Raw genomic sequence first — 14,113 nt, 5'->3', positions numbered from 1 at the left:
GGCCAATGTGAAGGCGGTGGATCCTTTTGGCCTACGATCCCGAGAAACCGCAGCTAGACGGCTCGGTCCACCAGCGCCGCCGGGGGCTCGTCGTCCATCTCGAAGGCCGGCGGGAAGGGGGCGTGGCCGGCCAGCCGGAACCAGCGCACCTTGCGGTGCTCGCGGAGCCGGCGGGCCGCGCCCACCGCGTCGTTGTGGAAGCGGCGGGCCATCGGGACGCGTCGCACCGCCTCGGTCAGCTCGCGGGCCGCCGCATCCCCTCCGGGGGCCTCGCGGACCGCCTCGACCTGCTGGGACTCCGCGAAGACCGCGCGCAGCGCCTGGCTCAGTTCGCTCTCGGCCACCTCCCGCTGCTCCTCCTCGGCTTGTCGGGCCGCGTGCGCGGCCTCGTACAGGACGATCGAGGCGGCCGGATCCAGCACACCGGAGGTCGCCAGCTCCTGGGCCACCGAGGCGCGGCGCAGCAGCTGGGCGTCGAGGGCGGCACGGGCGGCGTCGATCCGGGAGTGCAGACGGTCCAGGCGGCCGGCCGTCCAGCTGAGGTAGAGACCGATCACGACAAGGGCGACGAGGATCCAGATCAGGGTTGCGCTCACGGGCGGCAAGGCTACCGGGGCGCTCCGCTGGGTTGGCCGAGTGCCTTGCTGTTGCCGACGTCGCAGTGGCCGTCCGGGGGCTGCCGCCCCCGGTCCCCCGCATCGGCCCGAACGGCCTCGTCCTCAAACGCCGGACGGGCTGAATTTCACCGACCTGGGCATCAGGACCAGGCGGTCCGGTCAGCGGTCACTTCGACACCACGGCTCCCGGCCGTACCCGTTACCACCGCCCCGGGCCCTCAGGCCCGTCTGGGGGCTGACGCCCCGGACCCCGGATCGGCCCTGAACAGCGTCGTCCCCAAACGCCGCACAGGCTGAATCTCGCCGACCTCGGCATCAGCACCCGGCCGGTCCGAATACCGGCGACCCCAACCTCAACGCTCCCGGCCAACCCGATACCGCCACCCCGACCCTCACGCCCGCCCGGGGCTCCCACCCCCAGCCCCCCGCATCGGCCTCAACGCCCTTCGTCCCCAAACGCCGCACAGGCTGAATATCGCCGACCTCGGCATCAGCACCCGGCCGGTCCGAATACCGGCGACCCCAACCTCAACGCTCCCGGCCAACCCGATACCGCCACCCCGACCCTCACGCCCGCCCGGGGCTCCCACCCCCAGCCCCCCGCATCGGCCCGAACGGCCTCGTCCCCAAACGCCGGACGGGCTGAATATCGCCGGCCTCGGCATCAGGACCAGGCCGAATACAGGCTGGTGCCGGCTCAGTCCCGGGCCAGTCCCAGGCGGGCTCTCAGGCCCGATCGTTCGTCCGTGGCCACCGCGGCCGCGCCCGTCGTGACCGTTTCGTAGACCGAGAGGATGTCCGCGCCGACCGTCGACCAGTCGAAGCGGCGTACGTGGACGCTGCCGTGGGCGCGGAGTTCGGCGCGGCGGGCCGGGTCCGCGAGGAGGCGTACGGCCGCATCCGCCAGGGCGTCCGCGTCCTCGTTGGTGAAGAGTTCTCCGGCCGCGCCCTGGTCCAGGACCTGGCCGAAGGCGTCCAGGTCGGAGGCGAGGACCGGCGCGCCCGCCGACATCGCCTCGACGAGGATGATGCCGAAGCTCTCGCCGCCGGTGTTGGGCGCCACGTAGAGGTCGATGCTGCGCAGGAAGCGTGCCTTGTCCTCGTCGCTGATCATGCCCAGGAACTCGACGCGGGAGCGGAGCTCGGCGGGGAGGGTTTCCACCGCCTCCTCCTCGTCGCCGCGGCCGGCCACGAGGAGCCGGGTCTGCGGGCGGGCGGCGAGGATCTTGGGGAGGGCCTTCATCAGTACCGGCAGGCCCTTGCGCGGCTCGTCGATGCGGCCGATGAAGCCGATCGTGTCGCCCTGCCAGTCGGGATTCGGCTCCGCCTTGGCGAAGAAGTCGACGTCGACGCCGTTGGGGATGACCACCGCGTCCCCGCCGAGGTGTTCGACCAGGGTGCGTCGGGCGTACTCGCTCACCGCGATCCGCGCGCTGATCTTCTCCAGCGCGGCCTGCAGGATCGAGTACGCGGCGATCATCGCCCGGGACCGGGGGTTGGAGGTGTGGAACGTCGCGACGATGGGGCCCTGGGCCGCCCAGCAGGTCAGCAGGCCCAGCGAGGGCGACGTCGGCTCGTGGATGTGGACCACCTCGAACTCGCCGTCGTGCAGCCAGCGCCGTACCCGGGCCGCGGAGAGGAATCCGAAGTTCAGCCGGGCCACCGAGCCGTTGTACGGCACCGGGACCGCGCGGCCGGCGGAGACGACGTACGGCGGGAGCGGGGTGTCGTCGTCGGCCGGGGCGAGGACGGACACCTCGTGGCCGAGGCGGATGAAGTACTCGGCCAGGTCGCGGATGTGGAACTGGACGCCACCGGGCACGTCCCAGGAGTACGGGCAGACGATGCCGATCCTCACGGCGTCTCCTTCGCGGGATCGAGATCGGCGAGCCACAGCCGCTGGAGCATGTGCCAGTCCTCCGGATGTTCGGCGATACCCGTGGCGTAGGCGTCGGCCAGCGCCTGTGTCATGACAGACGTCTTCTCGTCCCGCGTACCTGTCTCGGGTACCTCGATCGGAGGATGGACCCGGCCCTGCATGACGGGCGAGTCGTCGTACCAGAGGGTGACGGGCAGCAGCAGCGCGCCCGTCTGCTGGGCGAGCAGGGCCGGGCCCGCGGGCATCCGTGCCGCCTCGCCGAAGAACTTGACCTCCACGCCGGAGGCGGACAGATCACGGTCGGCGACCAGGCAGATCAGGCCGCCGTCGCGCAGCCGCCGGGCCAGCGTGCCGAACGCGGAGCCGCCGCTGTGCGGCAGGACCTCCATGCCGAGGCCCTCGCGATAGGCGACGAAGCGGTCGTACAGGGTCTCCGGCTTGAGGCGTTCGGCGACCGTGGTGAAGGGCGTCTCCAGCTTGGTGGTGACCCAGGCGCCCGCGAGGTCCCAGTTGGCCAGATGCGGCAGCGCGAGGATCACGCCCCGGTCGGAGGCCAGACCGTCGGTCAGGTGGTGGACGTCCTTGCACTCGAAGCCGGTCCTGATCCGCTCCGGGCTCCAGGAGGGCAGCCGGAAGGACTCCATCCAGTAGCGCAGGTACGAGCGCATGCCCGCGCGCGAGAGCTCGGCCAGACGCTCGGGGGTCGCGTCGGGCACCACGCGCGCGTAGTTGCTCTCCAGGCGCTGGACGCCCTTGCCCCGCCGCTTCCAGGCGAGGTCGGCGATGCCGTGGCCGAGGCGCACGGCGACCGGCTCGGGGAGCTTCTTGACGGTGCTCCAGCCGAGGCCGTACAGCGCGTCGGTCAGCCGCTCCGCGGTGCTCACTTCGCCGCCTCGCTCCCCTGGGACGCGTTGGCGTTGTCGTCGGACGCGGCCGCCTCCGCCTCGGCGGACTCCCTGCGGACGGTGACCACCCGCTGGATCAGGGTGACCAGACTGCCCACGGCGACGATCCACAGGGCGATCGGCAGCAGCACCTGGATGCCGGGAACGCCGAACTTGTGCAGGCCGGCCAGACCGGCGGCGACCAGCGAGATCACCAGCCGCTCGGCCCGCTCGACGAGCCCGTTGACGGCGACCGGCAGGCCGATCGACTCGCCACGGGCCTTGGTGTACGACACCACCTGACCGCTGGCCAGGCAGAAGATCGAGACGGCGCACAGGACGTTGTCGTTGCCGTTTCCGGCATACCACAGAGCGAAGCCGCCGAAGATCGCCCCGTCGGCGACCCGGTCGAGGGTGGAGTCCAGGAAGGCTCCCCAGCGGCTGGAGCGGCCCAGCTGGCGGGCCATGTTCCCGTCGACCAGGTCCGAGAAGACGAACAGCGTGATCACGATCGTGCCCCAGAAGAACTCGCCCCTGGGGAAGAAGACCAGCGCGCCCGCGACCACACCGGCCGTGCCGATGAGCGTCACCGTGTCGGGGCTGACGCCCCTGCGGATGAGAAACGCGGCGAACGGCGTGAGGACACGCGTGAAGAATGCACGCGCGTACTTGTTCAGCATGGCCTTCCCGACGGTCGGTGGCGCCGCGCGGCCCTGATGGTCGCCGGCTGGCCCATCGTAGTCACGCGCGCGTGCGGGTGACCGCCGGGCACCCGAAGCCCGTCTCCGGATCCGGCGGATGGCCCGCAAGTGACGGTGGGCCACGCGATCGGCGTCCGTCGTATGGACGCACCGTGACGGGAGTGGAAAGCTCGAAGGACCGCGGGCGTCATCGGAGCCGCCACCGCACGCGGCCCGGCATGCCCGCGCCCACAGTGACCTCACCGTGCACGGGAGGCAAGGCCATGGGCGACAAGGCACAATCACACCCCGGGGCCGCCGGCAGGGCTACGGCGGCCGACCATCCCGCGTCCCTACGGAATGTGGTGCTGGTCGGCCACTCCGGTTCGGGCAAGACAACTTTGGTGGAGGCTCTCGCGCTGACCGCGGGGGCCGTGAACCGGGCGGGCCGTGTGGAGGACGGCGGCACCGTTTCGGACTTCGACGAGATCGAGCACCGGCAGCAGCGCTCCGTACAGCTCTCTCTCGTGCCCGTCGAATGGGACGGGTTCAAGATCAATCTTCTGGACACCCCCGGATACGCCGATTTCGTCGGAGAGCTGAGGGCCGGTCTGCGAGCGGCGGACGCGGCCCTTTTCGTCGTCTCGGCATCGGACGGCGTGGACGGCTCGACCCGGATGGTGTGGGAGGAGTGCGCGGCGGTGGGCATGCCGCGGGCCATCGTCATCACGCACCTGGAGGCCGCCCGCGCGAACTTCGAGGAGATGACACGGGTGTGCGCGCAGGCGTTCGGCGCGGACGACCCCGACGCCGTACTCCCGCTCTATCTGCCGCTGCACGGCCCGCAGGCCCCCGACGGGCACGCGCCCGTGACCGGGCTGATCGGGCTGCTGTCGCAGCAGCTGTTCGACTACTCCTCCGGGGAGCGCAAGGAGTCCGAACCGGGTCCGGACCAGCTGCCGCAGATCGAGGAGGCGCGCAACCGGCTCATCGAGGGGATCATCTCGGAGAGCGAGGACGAGACCCTCATGGACCGCTACCTCGGCGGGGAGCAGGTCGACATCAAGACATTGATCGAGGACCTGGAGCGGGCCGTGGCCCGCGGGGCCTTCTTCCCGGTCCTGGCCGCCGCCCCCGCGGCCGAGGGCGCCAAGCAGGGCATCGGCACGGTCGAGCTGCTCGAACTGATCACCCGTGGCTTCCCGACCCCGCTGGAGCGGGAGGCGCCCGGGGTCGCCACGGTCGACGGGAAGTCGCGCGAGCTGAAGGCGTGCGATCCGGGCGGGCCGCTGGTCGCGGAGGTCGTGAAGACCTCGTCCGACCCGTATGTCGGCCGGGTCTCCCTGGTCCGGCTGTTCTCCGGCACGCTGCGCCCCGACGAGACGGTGCATGTCTCCGGGCACGGGCTCGCCGACCGCGGGCACGAGGACCACGACGTCGACGAGCGGATCGGCGCCCTGTCGACGCCGTTCGGCAAGCAGCAGCGGCCGGTGACGCACGCCGTCGCGGGCGATCTGGTGTGCGTCGCGAAGCTGAGCCGCGCCGAGACCGGGGACACGCTCTCGGCCAAGGACGACCCGCTGCTCATGGAGCCGTGGCAGATGCCCGACCCGCTGCTGCCGCTGGCCATCCACGCGCACAGCAAGGCGGACGAGGACAAGCTCTCGCAGGGCCTGAGCAGGCTGGTCGCCGAGGACCCGACGATGCGCCTGGAGCAGAACCAGGACACCCACCAGGTGGTGCTGTGGTGCCTGGGCGAGGCCCACGCGGACGTCGCCCTGGAGCGGCTGCGCAGCCGCTACGGCGTCCAGGTCGACGTCGTACCGCACAAGGTCTCCCTCCGGGAGACGTTCGGGAGCAGGTCCGCGGGACGCGGACGGCATGTGAAGCAGTCCGGCGGGCACGGGCAGTACGCCATCTGCGAGATCGAGGTCGAGCCGCTGCCCGGAGGCTCGGGCATCGTGTTCGTGGACAAGGTGGTGGGCGGAGCCGTGCCCCGGCAGTTCATCCCGTCGGTGGAGAAGGGGGTACGGGCCCAGGCGGCCAAGGGGGTCGCGGCCGGCTATCCCCTGGTCGACGTGCGGATCACGCTGCTCGACGGCAAGGCCCACTCGGTGGACTCCTCCGACGCCGCCTTCCAGACGGCCGGAGCGCTCGCGCTGCGGGAGGCCGCGGCGGACGCCAAGATCCATCTGCTGGAGCCGGTGGCCGAGGTGAGCGTGCTGGTCGGCGACGACTACGTGGGCGCCGTGATGAGCGACCTGTCGGGACGGCGCGGCCGGGTGCTCGGGACCGAGCAGGTGGGCTCCGGGCGCACGCTCGTACGGGCCGAGGTGCCCGAGTTCGAGATCGGCCGCTACGCGGTCGACCTGCGGTCCCTCTCGCACGGCACCGCCCGCTTCAGTCGCGCGTACGCGCGGCACGAGCCGATGCCGCCCCAGGTTGCCGAAAAGATTCGCGAACAGGCCAAGGAAGCCTCGTAGTCGGCGTTCCTGGAGGGCACCGCACAGCCTTCCGGAACGTCATCCTCCGTACGGGCGGGCGGCTTTGGCCGTCCGCCTACGGATGTCGGTGCCTGCGGATACGCTGATCACCTGATCCCGTCATGCTGGATCAGGACGATGACCTGTTCAACAGGTGTGCGGGGCAAGGAAGTCGGGAAGGCCGCAGAAGCGACACCGGCGGCGATCGGGGGCGGGAATGTCGATTGGAACCGAGTGGGACGGGCCACAGGTGCCCATCTCCGGCGGCGAGAGCCAGGCGGCGACCTTTGCGCTGGCCTCGGCCGCCTACCGGGACAGTCCGTTCGACGAGATCAAGAAGGCCGACAACGAATGGCACAAGTCGACCGTCAAGACCGGCCGGATCGCGCTGTTCCGGCCGAATCTGGGCGAGGCCTTCTCGCGGGCCGTGGTCGACCGCATGCTCCGTTCCGGCCGCGCGCCGCTCATCCAGTCCTTCGGGATGGATCCCCAGGTGGTCGTGGAGCACAGCCTCGCGGCCAACAACATCCGCAAGGCGCGTGACAACCGGCTGAGCACCGTCATGGTGCTGTGCGGCCTGCTGTTCCTGCCCGGACTGCTGCTGTGGCTGCTCGTCTTCCAGCTCCGCACGTTCGTCGCCAAGCGCGACGACAAGCGGGCCGGGGCGCTCGCCACCACGCTGCTCGTCGCGGTGGGCGCGGTCGCCGCGATCTTCCTGGTCCGCATGCCGTTCACGGGGTTCTGGGCCTGGTATGCGCGCGGGTGCGTCGTCGCCCCGGTGCTGGGCTGGTTCTGGGCCAAGCAGATCTGCGAGCGCACGGCGCAGGACCTGCGCGGGCGCTGGGACGGCCTGCTCTCCGGCAGCAGCGTCGGCGCGAAGATCCCCGAGACCGTGCCGAGCAGCCCCGGTGAGACCGCGGCCGAGCAGCTGCGCCAGTCCCTCGCCCGGCTGAGCGCCGAGCAGCGGTCCAACTCCGTCTTCTACGCCGGGCCCAAGGGCATACTCGGCATGGGCACGCGCTGGGGTTCCTGGCAGCTCGCCGAGGACCTGCTGCCGGCCGATCCCACCCGGGAGATCCACCCGTTCCGCAGCTGGGACGTCATACGGTCCATCCACGACCAGCTGCGCATGCTGGAGCGCGGCCCGCTGAACACCGGCGGGTTCCCCAAGCCGTCCATCAAGCACTGGATCGTCACGCCGATCGGGGAGAACGCGGCAGCGGTGTCCCGGCCGGAGGGCACGGACGTCGAGGCGTACTCGGTCAAGACCCACGCGATACAGGACATCTGCAACAAGCAGCAGTTCGGCAGCGGCGACCGGCACTACCTTGGCGTGCAGTGGACGCTGTGGGACGGGCAGCTGGTGCTCACCATGCTGATCACGGTGACCGTGCTGCACCAGACGCTGCGCATCGAGGTGACCGGGCATGCGCTGGGGCCGGTGCACTCGCTGTTCACCACGAAGCCCGCGGCGCCGACGAAGGAGGTCGCCAAGTCCTTCAAGCCCTGGGAGAACCGGACGATCAAGCTCCCGCTGGTCGGCACGGACGAGGTGGTACGGCTCGCCGCGCGGGCGCCGCTGACCTGGTATCCGCCGCTGCTCAACTGGCTCGGCGGCTCGCTGGGCCTGCCCGAGCCGTTCGGTCTGCGGCATGCGTGGGCGGACCGGCCGTGGCGGCACCGCTTCATGGCCGACGATGCGCTGCGGGCGGCGACGCCGGTGCTGCGGGTGGTGCACTCGGCGGCGATCCGGGTACTGGAGGAGAACGGCGTCGACACGGAGAAGTTCGGCACGCGCTCGGCGTTCCTCAGCACGGCTGTGCAGGATCCGGCGCCCAAGAAGGCCGACCTCTACGACGCGTAGGCCTCCGGCGGTTCGGCCGGGTTGTTCGTGCGGGTAGGTGGGGGGTCCCGTCTCCTGGGGGTTGCCGCCCCCAGGCCCCCGCTTCGGCCTGGACGGCCTCGTCCTCGAACGCCGGACGGGCTGAGATGTGCGGGCCGGACTGCGATGTACCGGCGGCCTGCGAAGCGCCGGAAGCCTCGCTCACGCCATCGGCCAGGCCTCTGCCAGCATCTTCCTCGTGTCGGCCAGGAGCTGCGGGAGCACCTTGGTGTGGCCCACCACCGGCATGAAGTTCGTGTCGCCGCCCCAGCGGGGGACGATGTGCTGGTGGAGGTGGGCCGCGATGCCCGCGCCCGCGACGGTGCCCTGGTTCATGCCGATGTTGAAGCCGTGGGCGCCGGAGGCGGTGCGCAGGGCCGTCATGGCCTGCTTGGTCAGCTCGGCGAGCTCGGCGGTCTCCGGGCCGGTCAGGTCCGTGTAGTCGGCGACGTGGCGGTACGGCACCGTCATCAGGTGGCCGCCGTTGTACGGGTAGAGGTTCAGCACCGCGTAGACGTGTTCGCCCCGGCGGACGATCAGACCGTCCTCGTCGGACTTGGCCGGGATCGAGCAGAAGGGGCAGCCGTCGTCGGCACCCGGGCCGCTCGGCTTGTTCTCGCCCTGGATGTAGGCCATCCGGTGGGGTGTCCACAGGCGCTGGAACGCGTCCTGCGTCCCCACTCCGATCTGCTGCTCCGGCTCACTCGTCATGCTACGCAGCATATGGCTTCGCCCGTTCGTGGCGTGTCGCCGGGGCGTCCCGGGACGGGGAAGGGCAGGGCCCCGGGGATGTCGTCCATCCGCCGGGGCCCCGAGGCGAGCAGGGTCAGACCTGCGTCCGGTCCTGCACCACCTTCGCGATCTTGGCGATCGCCTCGTCGAACGGGATGCCGTTCTCCTGCGAGCCGTCGCGGTAGCGGAAGGAGACCGAGCCGGCCGCCATGTCGTCGTCGCCCGCGATGACCATGAACGGCACCTTCTGCTTCTGGGCGTTGCGGATCTTCTTCTGCATACGGTCGGAGGAGGCGTCCACCTCCACGCGCAGACCCTGCTTCTTCGCCGCCGCGGCGAACTTCTGCAGGTAGTCGACGTGCGCGTCACCGATCGGGATGCCGATCGCCTGGACCGGGGCCAGCCACGCCGGGAAGGCGCCCGCGTAGTGCTCCAGGAGCACCGCGAAGAAGCGCTCGATCGAGCCGAAGAGGGCCCGGTGGATCATGACCGGACGCTGCTTGGAGCCGTCGGCGGCCGTGTACTCCAGGTCGAAGCGCTCGGGCAGGTTGAAGTCGAGCTGGATGGTCGACATCTGCCAGGTGCGGCCGATCGCGTCCTTGGTCTGGACGGAGATCTTCGGGCCGTAGAAGGCGGCGCCGCCCGGGTCGGGGACCAGCGGCAGGCCCTGCTTCTCGGCGACCTGGCGGAGGGTCTCCGTGGCCTCCTCCCAGACCTCGTCGGAGCCGACGAACTTCTCCGGGTCCTTGGTCGACAGCTCCAGGTAGAAGTCGGTCAGGCCGTAGTCACGCAGCAGGCCGAGGACGAAGGTGAGCGTCTTGTCGAGCTCGTCCGACATCTGCTCACGGGTGCAGTAGATGTGCGCGTCGTCCTGGGTGAAGCCGCGGGCCCGGGTCAGGCCGTGCACGACGCCCGACTTCTCGTACCGGTACACGGTCCCGAACTCGAAGAGGCGCAGCGGCAGTTCACGGTACGAGCGGCCGCGCGCGTCGAAGATCAGGTTGTGCATCGGGCAGTTCATGGGCTTGAGGTAGTAGTCCACGCCCTCGTCGAGCTGCATGGGCGGGTACATGCCCTCGGCGTACCAGTCCAGGTGGCCCGACGTCTCGAAGAGCTTCCCCTTGGTCGCGTGCGGGGTGTAGACGAACTCGTAGCCCTCTTCCTCGTGGCGGCGCCGCGAGTAGTCCTCCATCACGCGGCGGACGATGCCGCCCTTGGGGTGGAAGACGGCGAGGCCGGAGCCGATCTGCTCCGGGATGGAGAACAGGTCGAGCTCGTTGCCCAGCTTGCGGTGGTCGCGCTTCTCGGCCTCGGCGAGGAAGTCGAGGTACGCCTTCAGCTCGTCCTTGGACGGCCAGGCGGTGCCGTAGATGCGCTGGAGCATCGGGTTCTTCTCGCTGCCGCGCCAGTAGGCGGCGGCGTTGCGCATCAGCTTGAACGCCGGGATCAGCCGGGTGGAGGGCAGGTGGGGACCGCGGCAGAGGTCCTTCCAGCACAGCTCGCCGGTCTTGGCGTCCAGGTTGTCGTAGATCGTCAGCTCGCCGGCGCCGACCTCGACGTCCGCGCCGTCCTCGGAGGAGGCGGAACCCTTGAGGCCGATCAGTTCCAGCTTGTACGGCTCGGCGGCGAGCTCCTCGCGGGCGGCCTCGTCGGTGACCACACGGCGGGAGAACTTCTGGCCCCGCTTCTGGATCTCCTGCATCTTCTTCTCGACGGCCTTGAGATCCTCGGGCGTGAACGGCTTCTCGACGTCGAAGTCGTAGTAGAAGCCGTCCTTGACCGGCGGGCCGATGCCCAGCTTGGCCTCGGGGAAGATCTCCTGCACGGCCTGGGCCATGACGTGCGCGGTGGAGTGGCGCAGGATGTTCAGGCCGTCCTCGGAGGAGAGCTCGACGCCCTCGACGGTCTCGCCGTCCTTGAGCTCGTAGATGAGGTCCTTGAGCTCGCCGCCCACGCGCGCCGCGATGATCGAGCGCTCGCCGGCGAAGAGGTCGGCGGCCGTAGTGCCCGTCGTCACCACGCGCTCTTCCCGCTCGGAATCGCGTTGGATGATCACACGGACGTCTGACACCGGTCTCTCCTGACTGCAGGTGGGGTGCGGCGCCATACCGGGAGCGCGCGCAATAGGGGATCGTACCGACCCGGACCGGCCGACCGCGAAACGGTCACCCACAGTCCCCGGCCGGTCGCAACCCCGTGCCCATCGCGGCCGCGCTCAGTCGCAGTCCTCCCCGCTGCACGCCTCCTCGAAGAAGTCGAGGTTCTCCTGGAGCGACTTCAGCAGCCGGTCCCGCTCGGCATCGTCCACCTGCACCGGTACGACCCCACAGGCCCCGGTCAGCCGCCGGAAGCCGCCGCGGCTCTCCAGCCGCCCGTGCACCCGCACCGGCAGTCCGACGAGGTGGGCGTGTCCGGCTATCCGGTAGTCCTCCTCGTCCAGCGTCACGCGCACGTGCGGCACCTCGGCACCCGCGAGCACCCGCAGCCGTACGCTGCCCTCGCCGCGCGGCCCCGACCGGCGCATCCGGACGACGGAACCGGTGATCCGCACCGGCACGGACGGTTCGTCGCGCAGATAGCGGGCGCCCGCCTCGCGCAGGACGGGCAGGTCGCCGGGCGAGAACTCGACCGGTTCGGCGGACGCCGCGCAGTCCTCGGGGACACCCGCGGCCGGCGCCCATTCGACGGCGATCCGGGCTCCCTCGGTGCCGCGCACCAGGGCGACGAGGGACTCGGTGAGCTCCCGGCTGACGCCGGCCTCGACCGCGCCGTCGAAGGCGTCCATGCCGCCGGCGGCCCGCTGGTAGTCGATGGCCTCGCGGATGGCGTACAGGGCCTGCTGGAGGCGTACGGCGAGCGGGCGAGCGGCGGCCACGGGGGCGAAGGCGGTGAGCCTGCGGCCACCGGTCGCCGAGCCGACCAGGACGTTCTCCAGCATCACGGCCGCCGGCCGGCGGTGCCGGGCGCCGTAGTAGCCCGCACGCGCACGTGTGGCGAGCGCGGCCGCGAGCAGCATCTGCCGGGCGGCCGTGCGCAGCTGCTCCTCGACCGTCCAGGGCGCGGTGTCCACCGGTCCGGGCGGTACGTCCCGCCACCACCGGATCTCGTCGCTGGGCACGGCGAGTCCGACGAGGACCTCGCGCGCCGAGGGGTTGCCGCTGCGGGACAGGGCGACCAGGGCCTCGCCGAGCAGGTCGTCGCTGTCGGGGAAGGCCCGGCTCTCGGGCACCAGCAGGCTGGTCCCGCCGCCGCCCGGCCCGGGCGGGGTCCAGCGGCCGTAGCGCCCGGGGGCGCCGCCGCGCCGCTGCCAGCCGTGCCGGTGCAGCAGGGCGCCGAGCACGGCGGGGTCGACGTCGGCGGGGTCGGGGGGACGGTTCCAGTGGGCGGCGTCCCCGGTGACGGGATGCGGCCTGCCCTCCCGCAGGGGCTCTTCGTACGGACGGTCCCTCATGGTCTGCCTCCCGTCCCGACCCGCGTCATGATCTCGCACAGCGCCCGGTCGTCGAAGATGCGCGAGGTCGGGAGCCGCACGGTGGTCCGGTGCCGGCCGGTGATCGGGTGGCCGGCCAGGTTGACCCAGTAGCAGCAGTGCCGCAGGTCGAGCCGGTCGTGGCTGGCGCGCAGCCAGTCGTCCTGGGAGCGCGGCACCAGCATCACGACGAGGATCTTGTGCACCGAGACCGGGGTGCGGGCGAGCTTGCGCAGATGGTCGTTGTCGAGCGTGAAGGAGAAGAAGCGGCCCGGCGGGTTCGGCGCGATCTGGTACGTGCACTTCAGCTGCACCTTGATGGTCACCTCGTCGTCGACGGTGTGGCCGGGTGAGCCATGGCTGACGTGCCAGTCGATGCCGTTGTCCGGGAACGGCTGCGACAGCGAGCAGCCGGCCGCCGCGGCGACCGCGTGCAGATAACCCACCTGCAGTGTCTCCATGCAGGCGGTGGTGGCGAGTGTGCCGCGATGGGGTGCCGTCCGTTCGGGCAGCAGCCCGCCCCGCTCGGGCTGCGCTATCACCATGACCAACAGCCTTCCAAGCCAAGTGTTTCCCCGCTGCGGGCCGCTGAACTGCAAAGACCCGCACTCCTGTTGTGTCCTTCCGGCGTACGGCGCAAACAGCCCGGGTATCACCAAACAGGCAGAAGACGGGACGTCAGCTGCCGTGGGTGAACGAGGAGTTGTGTTGCGATGACGTGCTGGTACGAGGGGCCGCTGGCCGCCTTCGACACGGAGACCACGGGCGTGGACGTCGAGACCGACCGGATCGTGTCGGCCGCCGTCGTGGTCCAGGACGCCCCGGGCACCCGGCCCCGGGTGACCCGTTGGCTGGTCAACCCGGGTGTGCCGGTGCCGGAGGCGGCGACGGCGGTGCACGGGCTGACGGAGGAACATCTGCAGCGCAACGGCCGCTGGCCGGCGCCGGTGATGTTCGAGATAGCGGAGGAGCTGGCCGAACACGCGACCATGCACCGCCCGCTGGTGGTGATGAACGCGCCGTTCGATCTGACGCTGCTGGACCGCGAGTTGCGCCGCCATCGCGCGTCGTCGCTCGACCGCTGGTTCGAGGCGTCACCGCTGCTGGTGCTCGACCCGCGGGTCCTGGACAAGCACCTCGACCGCTACCGCAAGGGCCGCCGCACGCTGACGGACCTGTGCGCGCACTACGGTGTCGTGCTGGAGGGCGCGCACGACGCCGGCGCGGACGCGCTGGCGGCGCTGGAGGTCGTACGGGCGCTCGGGCGGCGCTTCGCGACCCGGCTGGAGCGCCTGTCCCCCGCCGAACTGCACACCCTGCAGACCACCTGGCACGCGGCACAGGCACGCGGCCTGCAGGCCTGGTTCGCACGCAGCGGATCGGACGAGGCGGTGAGCACGGACTGGCCGCTGCGACCGGAGCTGCCGGCGGCGGCGTAGCTGCTCAGGGGCCCGGCACCGGACCCCGGTGATGGGCAACAAAAAAGC

The 14,113-nt window shown here is 71.0% G+C and carries 11 protein-coding genes; 3 read left to right on the top strand and 8 right to left on the bottom strand.

All coding sequences use genetic code 11. The features are described from left to right. Positions 1-53: 53 nt before the first annotated feature. The 4 genes from ACFY1J_RS19400 to pgsA form a co-directional block, all read right to left on the bottom strand. A complete protein-coding gene (locus ACFY1J_RS19400) occupies positions 54-596 on the bottom strand; it encodes a hypothetical protein (RefSeq protein ID WP_390710867.1) in 543 nt (180 codons plus the stop codon). A 718-nt stretch (positions 597-1,314) separates the two neighbouring features. Then, positions 1,315-2,475 (bottom strand): glycosyltransferase family 4 protein, encoded by a 1,161-nt coding sequence (locus ACFY1J_RS19395; protein ID WP_390710868.1) that lies wholly within the window; start codon positions 2,473-2,475, stop codon positions 1,315-1,317. Further along, positions 2,472-3,380 (bottom strand): phosphatidylinositol mannoside acyltransferase, encoded by a 909-nt coding sequence (locus ACFY1J_RS19390; RefSeq protein WP_390710869.1) that lies wholly within the window; start codon positions 3,378-3,380, stop codon positions 2,472-2,474. The genes ACFY1J_RS19395 and ACFY1J_RS19390 overlap by 4 nt, the downstream gene beginning before the upstream one ends. Further along, positions 3,377-4,060, bottom strand: coding sequence for a phosphatidylinositol phosphate synthase (gene pgsA / locus ACFY1J_RS19385; RefSeq protein WP_390710870.1), 684 nt, complete (start codon positions 4,058-4,060; stop codon positions 3,377-3,379). The genes ACFY1J_RS19390 and pgsA overlap by 4 nt, the downstream gene beginning before the upstream one ends. Before the next feature lie 284 nt (positions 4,061-4,344). Between pgsA and ACFY1J_RS19380 the strand changes: the two genes are divergently transcribed. Both ACFY1J_RS19380 and ACFY1J_RS19375 read left to right on the top strand, forming a co-directional pair. Beyond that, positions 4,345-6,543 (top strand): elongation factor G-like protein EF-G2, encoded by a 2,199-nt coding sequence (locus tag ACFY1J_RS19380; protein ID WP_390711028.1) that lies wholly within the window; start codon positions 4,345-4,347, stop codon positions 6,541-6,543. A gap of 217 nt (positions 6,544-6,760) precedes the next feature. After that, positions 6,761-8,407 carry a hypothetical protein gene (locus tag ACFY1J_RS19375; protein WP_390710871.1) on the top strand — a complete coding sequence of 549 codons (1,647 nt, stop codon included), beginning with the start codon at positions 6,761-6,763 and terminating at the stop codon, positions 8,405-8,407. 180 nt (positions 8,408-8,587) lie between these two features. Here the strand turns inward: ACFY1J_RS19375 and ACFY1J_RS19370 are convergent, their stop codons facing one another. From ACFY1J_RS19370 to ACFY1J_RS19355, 4 genes are all read right to left on the bottom strand, one after another. Then, positions 8,588-9,148 carry an HIT family protein gene (locus ACFY1J_RS19370; protein ID WP_390710872.1) on the bottom strand — a complete coding sequence of 187 codons (561 nt, stop codon included), beginning with the start codon at positions 9,146-9,148 and terminating at the stop codon, positions 8,588-8,590. Positions 9,149-9,251: 103 nt separating this feature from the next. Then, positions 9,252-11,228 (bottom strand): threonine--tRNA ligase, encoded by a 1,977-nt coding sequence (thrS, locus tag ACFY1J_RS19365; protein WP_390731563.1) that lies wholly within the window; start codon positions 11,226-11,228, stop codon positions 9,252-9,254. A gap of 144 nt (positions 11,229-11,372) precedes the next feature. Further along, positions 11,373-12,608, bottom strand: coding sequence for a hypothetical protein (locus ACFY1J_RS19360; protein WP_390710874.1), 1,236 nt, complete (start codon positions 12,606-12,608; stop codon positions 11,373-11,375). Continuing rightward, positions 12,605-13,171, bottom strand: a complete 567-nt coding sequence (locus ACFY1J_RS19355; protein ID WP_390710875.1) for a DUF4365 domain-containing protein — start codon at positions 13,169-13,171, stop codon at positions 12,605-12,607. The genes ACFY1J_RS19360 and ACFY1J_RS19355 overlap by 4 nt, the downstream gene beginning before the upstream one ends. Before the next feature lie 168 nt (positions 13,172-13,339). On the opposite strand from ACFY1J_RS19355, the gene ACFY1J_RS19350 reads away from it, so the two are divergent. Continuing rightward, the gene (locus ACFY1J_RS19350) at positions 13,340-14,065 is read left to right on the top strand and encodes a 3'-5' exonuclease (protein WP_390710876.1); all 726 of its coding nucleotides are present in this window, start codon (positions 13,340-13,342) and stop codon (positions 14,063-14,065) included. The last annotated feature ends 48 nt before the right edge of the window (positions 14,066-14,113 follow it).

This window comes from Streptomyces sp. NPDC001406, from assembly GCF_042895285.1.
Taxonomy (GTDB): Bacteria; Actinomycetota; Actinomycetes; order Streptomycetales; family Streptomycetaceae; genus Streptomyces.
This window is presented reverse-complemented; position numbering and strand designations above follow the sequence as displayed.

Coding starts and splice junctions, on each gene's coding strand:
- pgsA (WP_390710870.1), bottom strand. CDS start 4,060: ATGCTGAACAAGTACGCGCGTGCATTCTTCACGCGTGTCCTCACGCCG.
- ACFY1J_RS19380 (WP_390711028.1), top strand. CDS start 4,345: ATGGGCGACAAGGCACAATCACACCCCGGGGCCGCCGGCAGGGCTACG.
- ACFY1J_RS19375 (WP_390710871.1), top strand. CDS start 6,761: ATGTCGATTGGAACCGAGTGGGACGGGCCACAGGTGCCCATCTCCGGC.
- ACFY1J_RS19370 (WP_390710872.1), bottom strand. CDS start 9,148: ATGCTGCGTAGCATGACGAGTGAGCCGGAGCAGCAGATCGGAGTGGGG.
- ACFY1J_RS19360 (WP_390710874.1), bottom strand. CDS start 12,608: ATGAGGGACCGTCCGTACGAAGAGCCCCTGCGGGAGGGCAGGCCGCAT.
- ACFY1J_RS19355 (WP_390710875.1), bottom strand. CDS start 13,171: ATGGTGATAGCGCAGCCCGAGCGGGGCGGGCTGCTGCCCGAACGGACG.
- ACFY1J_RS19350 (WP_390710876.1), top strand. CDS start 13,340: ATGACGTGCTGGTACGAGGGGCCGCTGGCCGCCTTCGACACGGAGACC.